Raw genomic sequence first — 20500 nt, forward strand, 5'->3', positions numbered from 1 at the left:
TCTTCAGGCGGCCCGCTTCCTACATTGAGCCGGTCAGTATTGCGTAGAGGAGGGCCGACATGGCCGACCGGCCGCGGGATCTCGCCGAGCGGATGGCGCGCCGTCGCAAGACCGGTGGCAGGCCGGGCGCGACCACCGGCGACGGCTATCTGCGCGAGACCTTCACCCTGCCGCGCCCGGCGGCACGGGCGCGGGCGGAGGCCTTCTTCGCCCGCTACCCCAAGGCCGGCTATATGAGCGCCGTCGAGACCTGGCGCGAGCTGCCCGGCGGCGACATCGAATTCACCATGCGGCGGCTGCCCAGCGCGGATTAGGAGCGGGCCCTATTCGAGGGTTTCTGCGACGATGCGGATCCGGAACACCGGCTCCTTGGCCTCGTCGAGCAGCTCCATGTGCCATTCGGAGTCTTGCTGCAGCTTGCGGGCGATGCCGGCCGCCATATCGGCGCAGACGCTGGTCATCTCCCTCCAGGCCGAATCGCGATCGGCAAATTCCGTCGCTTGGTCCGCACAGCCGGAATAACGGCCGTTCCGGATTCGAAAGAAGTAAAGCGGCATTGGCTGGCACCGATCACGCGTGACGGCCCCGCCCCCAAGGCCATGGGCGCGCAGTGCAGTCCCAAACCATCCCAAGATCAATTCCGGGCGGCTACGGAATAGGCCCCGCATGGCATGCTGTGGGGCGAACGACTCGCGCCGCCTTGCCTGCTCAAGCGGTCTTGCGCCCGATCGCCTTCAGCTCCCGATCAATGCGCAGCTGCACCCGCCGGATCGCCAGCAGATCGATCTTGGTCTCGGTCTTGCCGGTCTTGACCTGCTCGCCGATCCGGAACTGCCACTGCCAGACCCCGGGGATTGCCGTCTTGGCGACGGTGAACTCGACGCCCCTGTGATTCATGGCCACCTCCCACGATTCACCTTCATCAGATGCCAAACATGTTGGGCGTCTTAATATTCCCGCGACAAGCGAAATCTGACGATAAGCCCCGGAGGGTTCACGGCTATCCCGAGAACGCGCGCGCTCCGCAACAAGCGAAATCGAATTCCGAAAGATACCCTGCACGAGCGCCGGTACTCCGTGGTTCTCCGACCATGAACAGAGTTCCGCGCGCGACACTGATCGACGCCAGCGCGCGGTAGCGCGCATCTATTATGCGACTCACGGCACGTGCCTTGCTTCGCCTCATGACGGCAGCAGCAAGCAAGGACATAGGCACTCATGCTCGGCATTCCCCGCCGCTACAGTCATTTCGTCTTCGGTGTCATCCAGTCCGGCCTGACCTCGCTGATCGCGGCGGGGATCGCCAGCTTTCCGGCGACAAGCGCAATGCTCTTCCTGCGGCACTGGACGCTGTCGTGGCTGGTCGCATGGGCCGCGATGCTGCCGATCGTGCTCGTGGCCGCGCCCGCGATCCGCGCCTTCTCGCTAAGGCTGACGCGGGAGGAGACCGCCCCGCGAACCGGCGGGCAGGCATGAAAAAACCCGCTTGGGGAGAGCCAAGCGGGTGAGAGGTTATTGGAGGCTGAGGTGCTGGGCTGCAACACCATAGCCCGATGACCCTAGCGGCCTCAGCTTACGGCAGCCTGACACGTCGGCAGATCGTGGTCGCTCCGGTGTTGCCCCCGCAAACAGAAAACCCCGCTCGGGGCCGAGCGGGGTCATCGACTGGGTATGGAGGCCCGGTGTTGGTCCACCGGGCGAAATGAAACTAGGGGAGTCGGCTTACAGGCGCCTGACGGAGGCAGCGAAAGCTTGCGCGGCACGAGGCCGCAGACTGGCCCCGCACAGGTCCCAATTTGGCCATCCGATCGCACAACTGGAGCCACACCCGCGGGCGAGATTCACTGCTTCGACGATGCCATGGGGGAAACGTGGCGCGCCGAGAACGGGGTGGCATCATGGATAACGTAGAGCGGTCATTTGCCGCCGCGACGGCGGCTGGCTTCGTGGTGCTGGTGATCGGCATCGCGCTATTGATGCTGCTGTAGGGCGGCGTCAGGCGCGCGGAAAGCGGGTCCGAGGCATCGGGCCCGGCACGATGGCGGCTTTCAAAAGCTGAAAACAACCCCATGCACAGTAGGGCGCTGGGCAATTTCGCTGCGCAATCAATGACTTAAGATAGGTGTTTAGATACCTTTAGTGCAGTTTCGCCGCCGCATGCGAAGCGGTCCCCCGGCGGGCATACGCGCGCGATCAGCCGCGCCGGGAGGGCCGGTCAGCTCCGAAGCCGGTTGCCAAACAGGGCCTGTCCAAACAGGTCCGAGCGCGGCCTAATGGACCTTGATCTCGCCCACGGGCAGGCGCAGCTCGGCGGCGCGCTCCTCGCGGTCCTTCTTGCGGAACTCGTTTTCCTTGCGCTCGAACTTCGCCATCTCCTCGAGCGCCGCCTCGAGGAAATGATTGCGCCTCGCCGCATCGTGGTGCGTGTCTTCCGCCATGACAGAGCTTCCCCGTTAGAGCGGCCCCGTCCCGACAAAGCCGGTAACCGCGCAAAGGTTCGGTGCCGCAGGATTGCGGATTTATGACGGCGGCCGGCGGCTGCGTCTTTGCTGCGCATCAGCTTCAATGGAAGAGGGGGCACGGCAAGATTGAATCTTCCGTCAGGCCCAAAGAAGGGTTGCGAGCCGGGCTAACCTCGCGATGAGATCCGCTCGAATGCCCTAAAGCGCGATGAGATCAGGATGAGTCATCATCGCGCTTTGGCTTGTTGTTTGCGCATGATCTTTTCGGAAATCCGCTACGCACTTTTCCGGATCATGCTTTAGCGAGAGGCGCACATGAGCGAGAAGGATGTCGAGCACAACTGCCCCGAATGCGACGGGACGGGCCGGGAAAGCGGCATGAAGCCGATGCACCTTGGTGAGAAGGTCGAGTTTCGTCCCTGCACCAGATGCGGCGGACCGGGAAAAATCAAAGAGGCCGCCGGCTGAGGCGGCCTCTCGCCGTCCTTGAGCCGGAAAACCGCTTCGCACTTTTCCGGAAAGATCACGCGTGAACAACAACCTGAAGCGCGATGACGATTCATCCAAATCTCATCGCGCTTTAGTGGCAGGGCTTGCCCAGCATCTGCGCGTAGCGGCTGTGGCAACCGTCGTGCAGCTGCCACCGCTTCGTGATTTTCATGCCGACCTTCGGAGCGCCCGACGACATCGGACCGCACGATGCGTGGGCGCAAGCCGCCGCCGAGCCGGCGAACACGGCCAGCGCGAGCGCGATCTTGATCATCGACTTCATGTCTCCTCCTGAGATTATCTACGTCTCGTAGCGCTACACATGTAAGCGTTACCATTTGTAGCATTTAAATACAAGCTCCCACCGCTTGATGGCCGGCGCTTTAGCCAGAGGAGCAGGGCACCTCAAAATTCAACTTCAGGAGGCTCGAAAGGCCGCGATCTGCGGTGCGCTCCTATCAGGACACCCGGCAAATCGAATTAGGACAGTGGAAGTTTTCACGGGCGAAGCAAAAACGCCGCCCGCTTAAATCGAGCGCGGGCGGCGGCTTTCCAGCCCCGGGTGGGAATGAGCAATTCCCCGGTGACGGTTAGTCTGCACAACCTATGCCAAGGTTTTGTGTCATCTAACGGGACACCCGCGCCAAGCCGACAAGGCTACCGCTGAACGTTCCCGTCGCAATTTGGATGAGGACTGAAAGAGGTCTCCAACTCAGGCGGTCTTACTCCTCATTCTCTTCTTCTGGCGGCGGATTGAGTCTGTTTCCAAGGAATGTGCTCGGAAGCGGAAGCCGGAGCAGTTCCATCGAGCGTCTGCAAATCTGCTGGGTTCGCTCGATTTCTGCGGCGATTAGAGCGGTCTGAACGGCGATTCGGTGGGAATAGTCCGGCATAGCGGCGCTCCCTGGTAGCAGGCGGGAGCGCTCTCGGTCTCTCAGCCACCGACGCCTACGGGCAGAGCCGAAGCCGGTGATGCGGCCTCAACGACCACCGGCCGCATTGGTTCAAAATTGAACTTAGGACACTCGCTAGAACAAACTGGGACACCGGGGGTCAAATACGGACAGCACCCGAATTCGCAAAAGAACATATTGCGAACATAGAACAGATAGGGTACATTACTTTTATCGACGACCCGCCGCCCAATCGTTTGTCCCACACGCGAATCCTCGCCATAAGGAGCACGACCCAATGTCCGCCACTGCCCTGCGTATCGTCGAAGGATCTTCCATGGACAAGAGTAAAGCCCTGGCTGCCGCGCTCTCCCAGATCGAGCGCCAGTTCGGCAAGGGATCGGTGATGAAGCTCGGCAAGAGCGACCGCTCCATGGACATCGAGGCGGTGTCTTCCGGCTCGCTCGGGCTCGATATCGCGCTCGGCATCGGCGGTCTGCCGAAGGGGCGCATCGTCGAGATCTACGGGCCGGAATCCTCGGGCAAGACCACGCTGGCGCTGCACACGGTGGCGGAAGCACAGAAGAAGGGCGGCATCTGCGCCTTCATCGACGCCGAGCACGCGCTCGACCCGGTCTATGCCCGCAAGCTGGGCGTCAACATCGACGAGCTCCTGATCTCGCAGCCCGACACCGGCGAGCAGGCGCTGGAAATTTGCGACACGCTGGTGCGTTCGGGCGCGGTGGACGTGCTGGTGGTCGATTCGGTTGCGGCGCTGGTGCCGAAGGCCGAGCTCGAAGGCGAGATGGGCGATGCGCTGCCGGGCCTGCAGGCACGTCTGATGAGCCAGGCGCTGCGCAAGCTGACGGCCTCCATCAACAAGTCCAACACCATGGTGATCTTCATCAACCAGATCCGCATGAAGATCGGTGTGATGTACGGCTCGCCGGAAACCACGACCGGCGGTAACGCGCTGAAGTTCTATGCCTCCGTCCGTCTCGACATCCGTCGCATCGGCGCGATCAAGGAGCGCGACGAAGTGGTCGGCAACACCACGCGCGTGAAGGTGGTGAAGAACAAGCTGGCGCCGCCCTTCAAGCAGGTCGAGTTCGACATCATGTACGGCGAGGGCGTCTCCAAGATGGGCGAGATCCTCGACCTCGGCGTCAAGGCCGGCATCGTCGAGAAGTCGGGCGCCTGGTTCTCCTATGACAGCCAGCGTCTCGGCCAGGGCCGCGAGAACGCCAAGGCGTTTTTGAAGGGCAACCCCGACATCACCGCCAAGATCGAGACCTCGATCCGCCAGAACTCCGGCCTGATCTCCGAGCAGATTTTGGCCGGCACGCCCGAGAGCGACGCCGACGGCGAGGAGCCGGCGGAGGAGTAAGACTTAACGCGAAGAGTTTTCGCGAGGAGCGGGCGCTGAGGACGTTGAGTTGCCGACGTCTTCAGTGCCCGTTTCGTTTTGGGCGTGACAGTGGGGTGGCACGCACCTCACCAACGAACGGCTCTGCGATGGGATCGCGAAAAACCGGTCATTGGTTGCGCCCTAGAGGCACATTCAAAGCCGTAGGGTGGGCAAAGGCGCGTAGCGCCGTGCCCACCATATTCCAACGTGCCGAAAGGTGGTGGGCACGCTTGCGCTTTGCCCACCCTACGAAACCTCCGTTGCATCTTACTCCGCGGCTTCCGCGTAATCGCTCACCGGCGGGCACGAGCACACGAGGTTGCGATCGCCATAGACGTTGTCGACGCGACCGACCGGGCACCAGTATTTGTCAGTACGCGAGACGCCGTCGGGGAAGCAGCCCTCAGCGCGGGTGTAGGCGCGCTTCCAGTCGTCGTCCGCGATGTTGTGCACGGTGTGCGGGGCGTGGCGCAGCGGCGATGCTTCGATCTTGAAGCGGCCGGCCTCGACCTCGGCGATTTCTTTCCGGATCGCGATCATGGCGTCGCAGAAGCGATCGAGCTCCGCCTTCGATTCCGATTCGGTCGGCTCGATCATCAGCGTGCCCGGCACCGGGAAGCTCATGGTCGGGGCGTGGAAGCCGTAGTCGATCAGGCGTTTTGCGATGTCGTCGACGGTGACGCCGCTCGTCGTCTTCAGCGGACGGGGATCGACGATGCACTCATGCGCGACGCGGCCCCTCGCGTTCTTGTAGAGCACCGGGAAGTGCGGATCGAGGCGCGCTGCGATGTAGTTGGCATTGAGGATCGCGATCTCGGTGGCGCGCTTCAGGCCGTCGCCGCCCATCATCAGGATGTAGATGTAGGAGATGGTCAGGATCGAGGCCGAGCCGAACGGCGCGGCCGAGACCGGGCCGACCGGGGCATCCGCCTGCGTCGCCGGATGGCCGGGCAGGAATGGCGCCAGATGCGCCTTCACGCCGATCGGGCCCATGCCGGGGCCGCCGCCGCCATGCGGGATGCAGAAGGTCTTGTGCAGGTTGAGATGGCTGACGTCCGCGCCGTAATCGCCGGGCCTGCTAAGGCCGACCTGCGCGTTGAGGTTGGCGCCGTCCAGATACACCTGGCCGCCATGGCCGTGCACGATGTCGCAGATCTCGCGGATGTGCTCCTCGAACACGCCGTGGGTCGACGGATAGGTGATCATGACAGCGGCGAGGTCGTTCGAATGCTTTTCCGCCTTGGCGCGGAGATCATTGACGTCGACGTCGCCGTTCTTCTCGCAGGCGACCACCACCACGTCCATGCCGACCATCGCGGCCGATGCCGGGTTGGTGCCGTGGGCGGAGGAGGGGATCAGGCAGATCTTGCGGTGGCTCTCACCGCGTGCGGCGTGATAGCCGCGGATCGCAAGCAGGCCGGCATATTCGCCCTGCGCACCGGAATTGGGCTGGAGCGAGATCGCGTCATAGCCGGTGATGTCGCACAGCCACTTCTCCAGCCGGGCGAACAGCGCATGATAGCCGGCCGCCTGCTCGCGCGGCACGAACGGGTGCAGCGAGCCGAATTCCGGCCAGGTCAGCGGCATCATCTCGGTGGTCGCGTTCAGCTTCATGGTGCAGGATCCCAGCGGGATCATGGCGCGGTCGAGCGCGAGGTCGCGGTCGCTGAGCTTGCGCATGTAGCGCAGCATCTCGGTCTCCGAGCGATGCGCGTGGAAGACGGGATGGGTGAGGAAGTCGGTCGTGCGCTTCAGCGCCTCCGGCAGCGCCTCGCGCGTGGTCGCGTCGATCTCGGCGTAGGAGAGCTGGCCGCCGAAGGCGCGCCACACGGCTTCCACGGTCGCCGGCGTCGTCGTCTCGTCGAGCGCGATGCGCAAATTGGTCTCGCTGACGCCGAGATTGATCTTCTCGGCCGCTGCGCGCGCGATGATCTCGGCGCGCTTGGCGCCGGCATCGACGCTGAGCGTGTCGAAGAAGCTTTCTGATTGCAGCGCAAAGCCGAGCTTGCGCAGGCCCGCCGCGAGCACGGCGGCGCGGCGATGCACGTTTCGCGCGATCTGCGAAAGGCCATCGGGGCCGTGATAGACCGCATACATCGAGGCGATCACGGCGAGCAGCACCTGCGCGGTGCAGATGTTGGAGGTCGCCTTCTCGCGGCGAATGTGCTGCTCGCGGGTCTGCAGCGCGAGGCGATAGGCGGGAGCCCCGCGCGAATCCACCGACAGGCCGACGATACGGCCGGGCAGCGAGCGCTTCAGCGCATCGCGCACCGCCATATAGGCCGCGTGCGGTCCGCCATAGCCCATCGGCACGCCAAAACGCTGCGCCGAGCCGATAGCGATGTCGGCCCCGAGCTCGCCGGGCGAGGCGAGCAGCGTCAGCGCCAGCAGGTCGGCGGCAACGATCGCGAGTGCGCCCTTGGCCTTCAGCGCTGCGATCGCGGGCCGGAGGTCGCGCACCGCGCCGGAGGAGCCCGGATATTGCAGCAGCGCGCCGAGCACGTCCGCCTTGTCGAGGTCGGTGAGGGGATCGCCGACGACCAGATTCCAGCCGAGCGGCTCGGCGCGGGTGCGCATCACAGCCAGCGTCTGCGGATGCACGTCCTTGTCGACGAAGAAGGCCTTGGCCTTGACCTGCGAGTGCCGCTCCGCGAGCGCCATGGCTTCGGCCGCGGCAGTCGCCTCATCCAGCAGCGAGGCATTGGCGACGTCGAGCCCGGTGAGGTCGCAGATCATGGTCTGGAAGTTGAGCAGCGCCTCCAGCCGGCCCTGGCTGATCTCGGGCTGATAGGGCGTGTAAGCCGTGTACCAGGCCGGATTCTCCAGGATGTTGCGCTGGATCACCGCGGGCAGGATCGTGCCGGAATAGCCTTGGCCGATCAGCGAGGTGAAGACCTGGTTCTGCCGGCCAAGCTCGGTCATGTGTGCGATCGCCTCGGTCTCGCTGAGCGGCTTGCCGAGATCGAGCGGGGCGGCCTGCCGGATCGAGGCCGGCAGCGTCTCCCCCATCAGCGCATCGATGCTTTTGGCGCTGACGGCTTCGAGCATGGCGGTGACGTCGCGTGCGGAGGGGCCGATGTGGCGGCGAACGAAGGTGGCGGTGTCGCCGTTGGATTTGCGGTGCGCGGTCATCATGGGTCCTCGCTAGGAGTTGCTGTCATCGCCCGCGAAGGCGGGCGATCCAGTACGCCGCGGCCTCTCGGGTCTAGCCGAACCGGCTGCGTTTACTGGATGCCCCGCCTTCGCGGGGCATGACAGTGAGTGTGGGGCGGCGGCTCGGCTCATGATCTTCACGCCGTATGTGCCTTGTAGGCGGCTTCATCCATGAGGCCGCCGAGCTCGCTTTTGTCGGCAATCTTGATCTTGAAGAACCACGCCTTGCCTTGCGCGTCCGAGTTCACCAGCGCCGGCTCGGCGGCGAGGGCATCGTTGGTCTCGAGCACTTCGCCCGTAACAGGCGCATAGACGTCGGAGGCGGCTTTCACGGATTCCACGACGGCGGCGGCTTCGGCCTTCTTCAACGCGCGGCCGACCTTGGGCAATTCGACGAACACGACGTCGCCGAGCTGCTGCTGCGCATAATCGGTGATGCCGACGGTGGCGACATCGCCGTCGATGGCGAGCCATTCGTGGTCGGAAGTGTACAGCGTCGTGGTCATTGTCTTGTCCTCAGCGTTTGTAGGTGTTTTTCACGAAGGGCATGGCGGCGACGGTGAGCGGCAAACGTTGCCCGCGCACCTCGGCGAAGATTTTTGTGTCGAGCGCGCTCAGGGCCGCGGGCACATAGCCCATCGCCACCGGCGCATTCAGGCTCGGGCCGAAGCCGCCCGAGGTGACTTTTCCGATCGGCTCGCCGCCTGCGCTATCGGCAAACAGCAGCGCGCCCTCGCGCACCGGCGCGCGGCCCTCGGCGCGCAAGCCGACGCGGCGGCGGGATGCGCCGTGATCGAAATGCGCGAGGATCTTGTCCGCGCCAGGAAAGCTGCCGGCGCGTGCGCCGCCGCTGCGACGGCTCTTCTGCACCGACCATTCCAGCGCAGCTTCGACCGGCGTCGTCGCGGTGTCGATGTCGTGGCCGTAGAGGCAGAGCCCGGCTTCGAGCCGCAGGCTGTCGCGAGCCCCCAAGCCGATCGGCATTACGTCCGGGTTTTCCAGGAGTGTTTTGGCGAGACGTTCAGCGTCGGCCGCGGGGACTGAAATCTCAAAACCGTCCTCGCCGGTGTAGCCGGAACGCGAGACGAAGCAGTCGAGCCCGGCAACCGTGTGCGGGCCGGCGTCCATGAACTTCATGGCGGGCGCCTCTGCACATAATTTCGCCAGTGCTGACTCCGCCTTCGGGCCCTGCAGCGCGATCAGCGCGCGGTCTTCAAGCGAATCGATGATGCAGTCGTCCGAGAGATGCGCGCGCAGATGCGCCTCGTCAGCGTCCTTGCAGGCGGCATTGACGACCAGGAACAGGTGGTCGCCGAAATTGGCAACCATCAGATCGTCGAGAATCCCGCCGTCTTCATTGGTGAACTGGGCGTAGCGTTGCCGGCTAGGTGCAATCGCCACGATATCCTGCGGCACCAGCCGTTCCAGCGCGCGGGCGGCATCCTCGATCTTGCCGGATTTCGGCCGGAGCGCGAGCTGGCCCATATGGGAGACGTCGAACAGGCCGGCCTGGGTGCGGGTCTGGAGGTGCTCCTTCAGCACGCCAGCGGGGTACTGCACGGGCATGTCATAGCCCGCGAACGGCACCATCTTGCCGCCGAGCGACACGTGAAGGTCGTAAAGGGGGGTACGTTTCAGGGAGTTCTTGTCGTCTGGCGCAACCATCACAGGGGTCCTCGGCGGTTCCCCGGGGACGATTCCCCGAGACAAACCAGTCGAAGCCCCATCTGTCGCTGTGCCTGAGAGTATTATCCCGTCGGCGGACGCTATCCGGGCCTTACGCCCGCCAGCGCCTCTTTCCAGATGTCGTCAAAGCCACGCGGTCCTTTTGCCTGAGAGTTTCCGGGGCGGTTGCTCCTTCGGCGCCGGCAATGAAGCCGGTCTCTCCCGACGTGGCCGTACGATATAGATGGGTACAGACCACAGGCCGGCCAAGCCTGTCAACGCAGGCCTTGCGGCTTTCAACGGGATTGAGCGCCTGCGGCAACCCACTGATCTCTCTGCACAGTTTCTGGACAGCGAAGCTTGCCTTGTCTAAAAGCGCTTTGGCCCGCAGATAACAGCCCAAATCGACAGGTTTGGATGGCAAATCAGCGGGTCCAAGCACACCCGATTGGATGAACATGAGCGGCGTCAACGAGATCAGGTCGACCTTTCTGAACTTCTTTGCCGAGAACGGCCACGAGATCGTGTCGTCCTCGCCATTGGTGCCGCGCAACGATCCGACGTTGATGTTCACCAATGCCGGCATGGTGCAGTTCAAGAACGTCTTCACCGGGGTGGAGAAGCGGCCCTACCAGCGCGCCACCACGTCGCAGAAATGCGTGCGCGCCGGCGGCAAGCACAACGACCTCGACAATGTCGGCTACACCGCGCGCCATCTCACCTTCTTCGAGATGCTCGGCAACTTCTCGTTCGGCGACTATTTCAAGGAGCGCGCGATCGAGCTCGCCTGGAAGCTCATCACGAAGGACTTCGGGCTGAAGAAGGACAAGCTGCTCGTCACCGTCTACCACACCGACGACGAGGCGCACGGGCTCTGGAAGAAGATCGCCGGCTTCACCGACGACCGCATCATCCGCATCCCGACCTCCGACAATTTCTGGGCGATGGGCGACACCGGCCCGTGCGGGCCGTGCTCGGAGATCTTCATTGATCGCGGCGACCATATCTGGGGTGGCCCTCCCGGTTCTCCTGAGGAGGACGGCGACCGCTTCCTCGAATTCTGGAATCTCGTGTTCATGCAATACGAGCAGGTGACGAAGGAGGAGCGCGTTGATCTGCCGCGTCCCTCGATCGACACCGGCATGGGCCTCGAACGCATGGCCTGCATCATGCAGGGCGTCGACAGCGTGTTCGAGACCGATCTGTTCCGTCATCTGATCGACGCGACATCGTCGGCGCTCGGCACCGGGCCGAACGAGCAGACCGTCGCCTCGTTCCGCGTCATCGCCGACCATTTGCGGTCCTCGGCGTTCCTGGTCGCGGACGGCGTGCTGCCCTCGAACGAGGGCCGCGGCTATGTGCTGCGCCGGATCATGCGCCGCGCGATGCGCCACGCGCAGCTGCTCGGCGCCAAGGAGCCGCTGATGCATCGCCTGGTCTGGGCGCTGGTCCGCGAGATGGGCCAGGCCTATCCCGACCTGATGCGCGCAGAGAATCTGATCGAGGAAACGCTGCGTCTCGAAGAGACCCGCTTCCGCAAGACTCTTTCACGCGGCTTGGCCATCCTTGATGAGAAGAGTGCGTCCCTGAAAAAGGGCGACATGTTTGACGGCGACGTCGCCTTCACGCTGTACGACACCTACGGCTTCCCGCTGGACCTGACGCAGGATGCGCTGAAGTCGCGCGGCATCGGCGTCGACCAGGCTGCGTTCACCGACGCGATGGAGCGACAGAAGGCCAAGGCGCGCGAGTCCTGGAAGGGCTCTGGCGAAGCGGCCTCCGAGGCGATCTGGTTCCCGCTGCGCGAGAAGCTCGGTGCGACGGAATTTTTGGGCTATGAGACAGAAAGCGCTGAAGGCGTGGTGTCCGCACTGGTGAAGGACGGCGCGGAGGTTGCCAGCCTCAAGGCCGGCGAGACGGGTTCGATCGTGCTGAACCAGACGCCGTTCTATGCGGAGTCCGGCGGCCAGGTTGGCGACACCGGCGTCTTGACTGGCGAGGGCGGCCTCAAATTCCGCGTCACCGACACGCAAAAGAAGCTCGGCGACTTCTTCGTGCATGTCGGCACCGTCGAGAGCGGCGAAGTGAAGGTCGGTACCGCGCTGCAGCTCGAGGTCGATCACGGCAGGCGCTCCTCGATCCGCGCGCATCACTCGGCGACGCATCTCATCCATGAGGCGCTCCGCCAGGTGCTCGGCGATCACATCGCCCAGCGCGGCTCGATGGTCGCGCCGGACCGGCTGCGCTTCGACTTCGTGCATCCGAAGCCGATCACGGCGGAGGAGCTTGCCCGCGTCGAGGACATCGCCAACGACGTGGTGCTGGAGAACGACGAGGTCACCACCCGCGTCATGGGCGTGGACGAGGCCCGCGAGGCTGGCGCGCGTGCGCTGTTCGGCGAGAAATATGGCGACGAGGTCCGCGTCGTCTCGATGGGCAGGACCGCGCGCGAGCGCGGCGCCAATGCGCTCGGCTGGTCGGTCGAGCTCTGCGGCGGCACGCATGTCAAGCGCACCGGCGACATCGGCCTGATCACGCTGACCAGCGAGAGCGCGGTCGCCTCCGGCGTGCGCCGCATCGAAGCGCTGACCGGCAATTATGCGCGCAAGCACGCCAACGACACCATGGCGCTGGCCAAGACTGCGGCGAACGAGCTGCGCACGTCGCTCGACGACGTGCCGGCGCGCATCGCCGCGCTGATGGAGGAGCGCAAGAAGCTCGAGCGCGAGCTCTCCGACGCCCGCAAGAAGCTCGCGATGGGCGGCGGCGCGTCGAGCGGCGATGGCGCAGCGGCCAGCGTGCGCGAGGCCGGCGGCGTCAAGCTGATGGCACGCGCGGTCGAAGGCATCGAGATGAAGGATCTCAAGAGTCTTGCCGACGACGGCAAGAAGCAGATCGGCTCGGGCGTCGTCGCCATCGTCGGTGTCACCGAGGACGGCAAGGCCGGCGTCGTGGTCGGCGTCACCGCCGACCTCACCGCGCGCTTCAACGCCGTGAATCTCGTCCGCGTCGCCTCCGAAGCGCTCGGCGGCAAGGGCGGCGGCGGCCGGCCCGACATGGCGCAGGCCGGCGGCCCCGACGGCGCCAAGGCGACCGAGGCGCTGGCGGCGATCGAAAAAGCGATGGCGAGCGCGTAGAGGCCGATGCGCCTCGTTCCGCGAGGAATTGGGCTTTCCGATCCCGATTTGAGGGATCGCCTCTACGAATTGCTGGAGCACGATCCGCTGGCCTATTCAGTCGGATCGCGCTTCATCCAGCTCATCATCGCCGTCATCGTGCTGAACGTGGCCGCGATGGTCCTCGCCTCGGTGCCGGAGCTGGACGCGCGGTTCGACACGCTGTTCGGCGCGATCGCCGTCTTCGCCGTCATCGTGTTCGCGCTCGAATATCTGGCGCGGCTGTGGACGGTGGCGGGGCACACCCAGCGCAACGGCTCGGCGCTGTCCGACCGGCTCTCTTATGCCTTCTCCGCGCTCGGAATCATCGACCTCATGGCATTCCTCCCCGCAGCGGTCGTGCTCGCCACCGGCCGGCACGCGACCCTGGCCGGGCTCGGCGTGCTGCCCTTCTTCAAGCTGATCCGCTATTCGCCGGCGATGCGCTCGCTGCTGGCGGCCGTGCATGCCGAGCGGCGCGCGCTGATCGGCTGCGTCGTCATCCTGTTCGGCGTGGTGCTGACCTTCGCCTCGCTGCTCTATGCCGTCGAGCGCGACGTGCAGCCCGGCAAGCTCGGCACCATTCCGGATGCGATGTGGTGGGCGATCGTGACGCTCGGCACCGTCGGCTATGGCGACGTCGTGCCGGTGACGCCGCTCGGAAAATTCATCTCGGTGTTCGCGATCATCTCGGGCTTTGCCATGATCGCGCTGCCGGTCGCGATCATCTCCTCGGCGTTCGCGGAGGAGGTGAGGCGGCGCGACTTCGTCGTGACCTGGGGCATGCTGGCGCGGGTGCCGCTATTCTCGCATCTGTCCGCCGCGGAGATCGCCGACATCATGCGCCTGTTGCGGGCGCGCACCATCGAGCAGGGCGAGGTGCTGGTGCGGCGGGGCGATGCCGCCTCGTCGATGTATTTCATCACCGCCGGCGAGGTCGAGATATCGCTGCCGAGCCAGCAGGTGCGGCTCGGCGACGGCACCTTCTTCGGCGAGATCGCGCTGCTGCACAAGACAAAACGCAGCGGCACCGTGACGGCGACGCGCAAGACCCGGCTGCTCTTGCTCGATGCCCAGGATTTTCACGCCCTGATCGCGCGCATGCCGACGCTCGCCGCCCATGTCCACGAAACCGCAAAAGCGCGGCTGGAGGAGACCGGCGATCTTGCCGCGGCAGAGCTGGCGCAGGCGGAGCGCGAGGATACCGACCGCTGAGCGGTCAGCCTTTCTTCAGGAAGATATAGTCGGCCGAATAGGGCGCGCTCTTGAACTCGCCGGCCTTGTCGCAAGAACCCTCGAGCTTGCCGCCATGGGTGTTGATGCGCTGGACCGTGGTGACCGGCGTCAGGGTGCCGCTGCCGCGGCGGGAGGCGACCTCCAGCTTCAGCCAGGGGATATCGGCAGGCGTGGTGCCCGGCGCATTGCCGATGGCCTTGCCGACCACCGCGCTGCCGTCGGCGAGCTCCCAGCTCGGGCCGGCATAGTGGCGGCCGATGGTCTTGCCCTCGGATAGCAGCGTTGCGATCGGCTCGCGGAAGGCCCAGGCGAGCTTGCCGTCGGCGGCCGCCTTGCACTCATAGACCTGCGCGCCCTCGGCGTGGACGCTGAGCACGACGCTCTCGCCTGATACGGCGATGGCTTCGGGGAGCGCCTCTGCCGCGACAGCCGGCCCGGCCATGGCGGTGAGCAGTAGCAGGCAGGGGACGACAGACTTGATCGACATGGTCGCATCTCCGCGAAAGGTCTCTAAAAAAAGACGGGCCGCGCTTTTGGCGCGGCCCGTGATGATGTCTGACCCAGTCGGGCGAAATTGCGGATGGCAGCTTAGGCCGCCAGCGCCTTCGTCAGGTTTTCCGCGACCTTGTCGAGGAAGCCCGTGGTCGAGAGCCAGCGCTGGTCGGCGCCGACCAGCAGCGCGAGGTCCTTGGTCATGTAGCCGGCCTCGACGGTGTCGACGCAGACCTTCTCGAGGGTCGCGGCGAACTTGGCGAGCTCGGCATTGTTGTCGAGCTTGGCGCGGTGCGACAGGCCACGGGTCCAGGCGAAGATCGACGCGATCGAGTTGGTCGAGGTCTCCTTGCCCTTCTGGTGCTCGCGGTAGTGGCGGGTCACCGTGCCGTGGGCGGCTTCGGCTTCCACGGTCTTGCCGTCGGGGGTGAGCAGCACCGAGGTCATCAGGCCGAGCGAGCCGTAGCCCTGCGCCACCGTGTCGGACTGCACGTCGCCGTCGTAGTTCTTACAGGCCCAGACATAGCCGCCGGACCACTTCAGCGCCGAGGCCACCATGTCGTCGATCAGGCGGTGCTCGTAGGTCAGGCCCTTGGCGTCGAACTCCTTCTTGAACTCCTTGTCGAAGATCTCCTGGAAGATGTCCTTGAAGCGGCCGTCATAGACCTTGAGGATCGTGTTCTTGGTCGACAGATACACCGGGTAGCCGCGCAAGAGGCCGTAGTTGAAGGAGGCGCGGGCGAAGTCGATGATGGAATCGTCGAGATTGTACATCTCCATGGCGACGCCGGCGCCCGGAGCCTTGAACACTTCCTTCTCGATCACGGTGCCGTCCTCGCCGACGAACTTCAGCGAGAGGGTGCCCTTGCCCGGGAACTTGATGTCGGTGGCGCGGTACTGGTCGCCATAGGCGTGGCGGCCGATGATGATCGGCTTGGTCCAGCCGGGAACGAGGCGCGGCACGTTCTTGCAGATGATCGGCTCGCGGAAGATCACGCCGCCGAGGATGTTGCGGATGGTGCCGTTCGGCGACTTCCACATCTGCTTGAGGTTGAACTCCTTCACCCGGGCCTCGTCCGGCGTGATGGTGGCGCACTTGACGCCGACGCCGACCTTCTTGATCGCCTCGGCGGCGTCGATGGTGACCTGATCGTTGGTGTGGTCGCGGTACTCCATGCCCAGGTCGTAATAAAGCAGCTCGACGTCAAGGTACGGGTTGATCAGCTTGTCCTTGATGTACTGCCAGATGATCCGGGTCATCTCGTCGCCATCGAGTTCGACGACGGGATTGGATACCTTGATTTTTGCCATGATCGGGGAAGCCCTCTTGGGAACGGCGCCAGAAGCGCGCCAACGTGAATATCCGCCGCCTCTTAGCACCGGACCGCGGCGGGCGAAAGCCAAGGGATTATGCACTTTTAGCTCATCCAGCTTGCCCAGATGGGGGGCGGGGAGCGGCCCTGGCGCGGGGGCGGGCCTCAGCCTTCAGAGGAGATTCAAAAGTCGATTCTAACCCCGTTATTTCCCTTGAGAATTTTGTCAGGACAGGCAAACGACAGGCTGACGGCCATGGCCGGCCCTGCGGCCGGCCTTTGAAATCAATTCCTGAGAGCGCCCTGCCAAGGCCTTGAGAGACAGTGTGAAAGCGAAGCGAGATGTCGGGGACTGACAAGAGCAAGGCGGGCCTCTCCCTCGACGGTCCCATCGTCATCCTGGTCGAGCCGCAGCTCGGCGAGAACATCGGCATGTGTGCGCGCGCCATGGGCAATTTTGCGCTTGGCGCCCTGCGCATCGTCAACCCCAGGGACGGCTGGCCCAACATCGCCGCCCACCGCGCGGCGGCCGGCGCCGACCACATTCTGGAAAAGGTCGAATTGTTCGACACGGTGGAGCAGGCGGTCGCCGACCTCGACCTCCTGTTTGCCACCACCGCGCGTCCCCACGATCAGGCCAAGCCCGTGGTCGGGCCGGAGGCCGCAGCGAGCGAAATCGCCGGTCACGTCGCGACCGGCGGCAGGTGCGGCATCCTGTTCGGCCGCGAGCGCTGGGGCCTGACCAATGAGGAGGTCGGGCTCTCCAACCGCATCATCACCTTCCCGGTCAATCCGGGCTTCGCCTCGCTCAACCTCGCCCAGGCCGTGCTGCTGGTCGGCTATGAATGGTTCAAGCGGGCGACAGCCGGCGCGCTGCCGCATGCCATGCCCGAGCGGTCCGAGCGCGCCTCGCAGCACCAGATCCAGGCCTTCTTCGAGAACCTGGTCCGCGAGCTCGACAAGGTCGAATTCCTGCGGCCGGCCGAGAAGCGCGACACCATGCTGGTGAACCTGCGCAACATCTTCACCCGGATGGACCCGACCAAGCAGGACATGCACACCCTTCATGGGGTCGTCATGGCGATCGCCGAGGGACGCAAGGGCCCGGCCAAGGGCGGCGTGCTCGACGGCGAGCAGGCGACGCGCCTGCGTGCGCTGCTCGCCGAGCATGGGCAGGCGGGTGGCGCGCCCGACAGCGGCTCGACCGTGCGCGGTCTCGCGCGCCTGCTCCGCCGCAACCCGACCGATGCCGAGCGGCTGCTGTGGCAAGCGCTCACCCGCGACCGCCGCTTCGCAGGTGGGTTCAAGCGCCAGACCCCGGTGGGGCGCCACATCCCCGACTTCGTCTCGTTCCCGCACCGGATCGCGATCGAGCTGGTGAACCCGGGCGAGGGCGAGGCCATCGCCGCCGACCGCGCGTCGCGGCGGGCATGGCTGGAGGCGCGCGACTATCGGGTGATCGACATTCGCGCGGCGGATGTGGAGCGGGATCTCGAGGCAGAGCTGGTGCGGCTGCAGGAGATGGTGGAGCAGGGCGCGTAAGGCCGGGGAGATCTCGTAGGGTGGGCAAAGCGGAGCGTGCCCACCATGTCTATCGATGACGCTGAGAGAGAAGTCGTGGGCACGGCGCTGCGCGCCTTTGCCCACCCTACGAGACCTTTACCCGCGCCCGAGCAGCACGTCGCGCTCCACCGCGATCCATGTCGTCTTCGCCACGGCCAGCAGCGTCCCGGCTTCATCATGGAGCGCGGCCTCCGCCGTGCGCTTGCGGCCGTCGCGGCCGGTTGGCCAGGCGGTGATGATGCAGGGGGCGCCGGGGCGCGGGCGGGCCTCGATCCGCGCCGACATCCGTCCGAGCAGGAGCGGCGTCTTGTCGTAGCTGCCGCTCTGCGGATTGCAATTGCTGGCAAAGCCGGTGGGACAATCGAGCGCCGACCAGACAAATTCCGGCGCGACCAGGCCGCCCTCGGCGGCGAGGTTCGGATCGGGCGTCCAGGTTGCGGCGAGAACGGCGTTCTGCGCACGACGCTTGAGCGGCCCGGTGAAGATGCGCAGGCCATCGCCCTGCGCTCGCGCGGGACCGCAGACGAAACAGTTCGGCAGCGGATGCTCGTGCGGCTCGAACAGCGCCAGCAGTTCGGCGGCGCGTGCTTCCTGCAAGCTGGCCGTCTCGAGCTGCGCGAGCTCGACGCTCGCCGCGCGCCCGGTCGCAACGACCTTGGCGCCATCGCGAAGCTCCCAAGCGCCATCCTCGGCGGCGACCGCATCGAGCGGCGTGTCCAGGGGAGGCGGCGCGCGCAGCGTCACCTCGGCGCCGCCGGGAATGTGCCGGGCGAGCCGGCCGCAGACATAGCCGCCATTGCCGGAGTTCGGAGGGCCGCAGAAGCGCCTGGCGATGATGATCTCGGTCACGTCCTGCCCTCCTCTGTTGCCGTTCGCCGCGCATTCTACCTGATCTTGAGCACAATTCTTCCCTGAACCGTCCGGTTGGCCACGGCGCGCATGGCGTTGCCGGCCTCCTCCAAAGGGAGGACGCGGTCGATGTGCGGACGGATTTGTCCCTCGGCCAGCAAGTGCATCAGCGTGTCGTTCATGCGCGCGGCCTCATGGGGGAATTTCTCGGCCCAGGCGCCGGCGAAAACGCCGATGATGGAATAGTTCTTCAGCAGCGGCAGGTTCATCGGGACCTGTGGTATCACCCCGCCGGTGAAGCCGATCGGCATCAGCCGGCCGCCCCATTTCATCAGGCGGGCCATCTGCTCGAAGATTGCACCGCCGACATTGTCGAAGCCGACATCGATGCCGTCTCCTGATGTCATCGACTTGAGCCGGTCGCGCAGATCCTCGCTGCGATAGTTGATCACATCGCCGGCACCGTAACTCCGCACCAGGGCCGCCTTGTCATCGGAGCCGACACCGGCGATGACGCGCAGCCCCAGATGGCGAGCGAGGTCGACGGCGGCGAGTCCGACCCCGCCGGCCGCGCCGGTAACGAAAACGGTTTCGCCGCGCCGTGCCTGCGCGCGCTCGACCAGCGCATAATAGCCCGTGCCGTAATTGTGCAGCACCGTCGCCGCGGTTTCGAACGCGACGCCATCGGGCAAGCGCACCGTCTTCGATTCCTTCGCTGTCATCCGTTCGGCGTAGCCGCCGGTCCAGCTACTGCACGCCACGCGATCGCCGGGTGCGAATGTCGTGACCTTGGCGCCGACTGCGACGACGACACCGGATGCCTCCGTGCCCGGCACGAACGGCGTTGGTGGCCGCATCTGGTAAAGGCCTGAGACCATCAACTGGTCCATGAAGCTGACGGAGGCGGCGTGGACGTCGATCAGGATCTCGTCGCCGGCCGGCTTCGGCTCGTCGATCTCACCGACGCGCAAATCCTGCGGGCCGGTGAAGGAGCTGCAGAGAACGGCTTTCATTGCGGTGCTCCGACAGGCCGGGATGACTGGCGATCGTCGGTCCGGCGGCGCGCGAACAGGCGCGGCACCAGCATGGGAACGCGCCGGCGATATTGCTGATAGGTCTCTCCGAACTCAGCGATCAGGTCCCGCTCCTCGAACTGCAGTGCGACCAGGATGTAGACGGTGTTGGCGATCGCGAACAGCAGATGGCCTGATGTCATCGTGGGCGTGGCCCAGAACGCGAGCAGGAAGCCGAGCATCAGCGGATGCCGGACGATCTTGTAGAGCAGGGGCGTCTTGAAGGTTTGACCCGATATCTCGGAGCCCTTTAGTGCGGAGAAAGCCTGACGCAGGCCGAACAGATCGAAATGATCGATCATGTAGCTCGAGGCGAACACGATCAGCCAGCCGAGCCAATGCACGCCGGTCAGCAGCCAGGCTGCAACTCCGCTGGCCTGCCAGACCGGTGCCGGGATCGGGCGCCACTGCCAGAACAGCAGCAGGATCAGGCTCGAGAGCAGCACATAGGTGCTGCGCTGGCAGGCCGCGGGAAGGAATTTGACCAACCATCGCTTGAAGGCCGGCCGCGCCATGACGCTGTGCTGGATCGCAAACAGGCTCATCAGCAGCAGATTGACGACGATGGCTTCGCTCAGATGGGTGGGGCTGCCGACGTCGATTGGCTCGTCGATCGATTTGGGCACGACATAATTGCCGACGAAACCGGGGGCGTAGAGAAATGAAACCGTGAATATTCCATAGCTCACGATGGCGTAGAGCAGGATTGCGAGGCGTGCGAACATGGTTTTTCCTGTTGTGCCGATGGC

19 protein-coding genes and 1 riboswitch are annotated in these 20500 nt (G+C 65.0%); of the genes, 7 read left to right on the forward strand and 12 right to left on the reverse strand.

All coding sequences use genetic code 11. The features are described from left to right. Window positions 1-59: 59 nt before the first annotated feature. Entirely contained in the window at window positions 60-314 is a 255-nt protein-coding gene (locus BRAGE_RS0107125) for a hypothetical protein (RefSeq protein ID WP_027560276.1), read from the forward strand. A 9-nt stretch (window positions 315-323) separates the two neighbouring features. Here the strand turns inward: BRAGE_RS0107125 and BRAGE_RS0107130 are convergent, their stop codons facing one another. Together BRAGE_RS0107130 and BRAGE_RS0107135 are read right to left on the reverse strand one after the other, a co-directional pair. Then, on the reverse strand, window positions 324-557 hold the full coding sequence (locus BRAGE_RS0107130) for a DUF6894 family protein (protein ID WP_027560275.1): 234 nt from the start codon (window positions 555-557) through the stop codon (window positions 324-326). A gap of 151 nt (window positions 558-708) precedes the next feature. Next, complete coding sequence (locus BRAGE_RS0107135) at window positions 709-897, reverse strand: hypothetical protein (RefSeq protein WP_027560274.1); 189 nt, start codon at window positions 895-897, stop codon at window positions 709-711. A 321-nt stretch (window positions 898-1218) separates the two neighbouring features. On the opposite strand from BRAGE_RS0107135, the gene BRAGE_RS0107140 reads away from it, so the two are divergent. Further along, complete coding sequence (locus tag BRAGE_RS0107140; protein WP_027560273.1) at window positions 1219-1476, forward strand: DUF2798 domain-containing protein; 258 nt, start codon at window positions 1219-1221, stop codon at window positions 1474-1476. Window positions 1477-2270: 794 nt separating this feature from the next. Here the strand turns inward: BRAGE_RS0107140 and BRAGE_RS55715 are convergent. After that, window positions 2271-2438: a hypothetical protein gene (locus BRAGE_RS55715; protein ID WP_035729454.1), complete on the reverse strand. Its 168-nt coding sequence runs from the start codon at window positions 2436-2438 to the stop codon at window positions 2271-2273. Between the two features lie 339 nt (window positions 2439-2777). On the opposite strand from BRAGE_RS55715, the gene BRAGE_RS54285 reads away from it, so the two are divergent. After that, window positions 2778-2930, forward strand: a complete 153-nt coding sequence (locus tag BRAGE_RS54285; protein WP_156950840.1) for a hypothetical protein — start codon at window positions 2778-2780, stop codon at window positions 2928-2930. Window positions 2931-3042: 112 nt separating this feature from the next. Here the strand turns inward: BRAGE_RS54285 and BRAGE_RS0107160 are convergent, their stop codons facing one another. Continuing rightward, the gene (locus BRAGE_RS0107160) at window positions 3043-3234 is read right to left on the reverse strand and encodes a hypothetical protein (protein ID WP_027560272.1); all 192 of its coding nucleotides are present in this window, start codon (window positions 3232-3234) and stop codon (window positions 3043-3045) included. Window positions 3235-4142: 908 nt separating this feature from the next. Here BRAGE_RS0107160 and recA point away from each other — a divergent pair. Then, a complete protein-coding gene (gene recA / locus BRAGE_RS0107165) occupies window positions 4143-5231 on the forward strand; it encodes a recombinase RecA (protein ID WP_027560271.1) in 1089 nt (362 codons plus the stop codon). 288 nt (window positions 5232-5519) lie between these two features. Here recA and gcvP read toward each other — a convergent pair whose 3' ends face one another. From gcvP to gcvT, 3 genes are all read right to left on the reverse strand, one after another. Further along, window positions 5520-8384 (reverse strand): aminomethyl-transferring glycine dehydrogenase, encoded by a 2865-nt coding sequence (gcvP, locus tag BRAGE_RS0107170; protein WP_027560270.1) that lies wholly within the window; start codon window positions 8382-8384, stop codon window positions 5520-5522. 158 nt (window positions 8385-8542) lie between these two features. Further along, a complete protein-coding gene (gene gcvH / locus BRAGE_RS0107175; RefSeq protein ID WP_027560269.1) occupies window positions 8543-8911 on the reverse strand; it encodes a glycine cleavage system protein GcvH in 369 nt (122 codons plus the stop codon). 10 nt (window positions 8912-8921) lie between these two features. Next, window positions 8922-10070, reverse strand: a complete 1149-nt coding sequence (gcvT, locus tag BRAGE_RS0107180) for a glycine cleavage system aminomethyltransferase GcvT (protein ID WP_027560268.1) — start codon at window positions 10068-10070, stop codon at window positions 8922-8924. Between the two features lie 146 nt (window positions 10071-10216). Next, window positions 10217-10305: riboswitch (glycine riboswitch) on the reverse strand. Between the two features lie 223 nt (window positions 10306-10528). Here gcvT and alaS point away from each other — a divergent pair. Further along, a complete protein-coding gene (alaS, locus tag BRAGE_RS0107185) occupies window positions 10529-13207 on the forward strand; it encodes an alanine--tRNA ligase (RefSeq protein ID WP_027560267.1) in 2679 nt (892 codons plus the stop codon). Window positions 13208-13213: 6 nt separating this feature from the next. Next, the gene (locus BRAGE_RS0107190) at window positions 13214-14440 is read left to right on the forward strand and encodes a cyclic nucleotide-gated ion channel (RefSeq protein ID WP_027560266.1); all 1227 of its coding nucleotides are present in this window, start codon (window positions 13214-13216) and stop codon (window positions 14438-14440) included. Between the two features lie 4 nt (window positions 14441-14444). On the opposite strand, the gene BRAGE_RS0107195 is transcribed toward BRAGE_RS0107190, so the two are convergent. Continuing rightward, entirely contained in the window at window positions 14445-14948 is a 504-nt protein-coding gene (locus BRAGE_RS0107195) for a DUF3455 domain-containing protein (protein ID WP_027560265.1), read from the reverse strand. Window positions 14949-15049: 101 nt separating this feature from the next. Further along, window positions 15050-16264 carry an NADP-dependent isocitrate dehydrogenase gene (locus BRAGE_RS0107200; protein WP_027560264.1) on the reverse strand — a complete coding sequence of 405 codons (1215 nt, stop codon included), beginning with the start codon at window positions 16262-16264 and terminating at the stop codon, window positions 15050-15052. Between the two features lie 344 nt (window positions 16265-16608). On the opposite strand from BRAGE_RS0107200, the gene BRAGE_RS0107205 reads away from it, so the two are divergent. After that, a complete protein-coding gene (locus tag BRAGE_RS0107205; RefSeq protein ID WP_027560263.1) occupies window positions 16609-17808 on the forward strand; it encodes a TrmJ/YjtD family RNA methyltransferase in 1200 nt (399 codons plus the stop codon). Window positions 17809-17925: 117 nt separating this feature from the next. On the opposite strand, the gene BRAGE_RS0107210 is transcribed toward BRAGE_RS0107205, so the two are convergent. The 3 genes from BRAGE_RS0107210 to mddA are packed head-to-tail and all read right to left on the reverse strand — an operon-like array spanning window position 17926 to window position 20476. Continuing rightward, entirely contained in the window at window positions 17926-18678 is a 753-nt protein-coding gene (locus BRAGE_RS0107210) for a hypothetical protein (protein WP_027560262.1), read from the reverse strand. Window positions 18679-18713: 35 nt separating this feature from the next. After that, window positions 18714-19691 (reverse strand): NADPH:quinone oxidoreductase family protein, encoded by a 978-nt coding sequence (locus BRAGE_RS0107215; protein WP_027560261.1) that lies wholly within the window; start codon window positions 19689-19691, stop codon window positions 18714-18716. Further along, a complete protein-coding gene (gene mddA / locus BRAGE_RS0107220; protein ID WP_027560260.1) occupies window positions 19688-20476 on the reverse strand; it encodes a methanethiol S-methyltransferase in 789 nt (262 codons plus the stop codon). Before mddA ends, BRAGE_RS0107215 begins: the two co-directional genes overlap by 4 nt. Window positions 20477-20500 lie beyond the last annotated feature (24 nt).

The organism is Bradyrhizobium genosp. SA-4 str. CB756 (assembly GCF_000473125.1).
GTDB lineage: Bacteria > Pseudomonadota > Alphaproteobacteria > Rhizobiales > Xanthobacteraceae > Bradyrhizobium > Bradyrhizobium arachidis.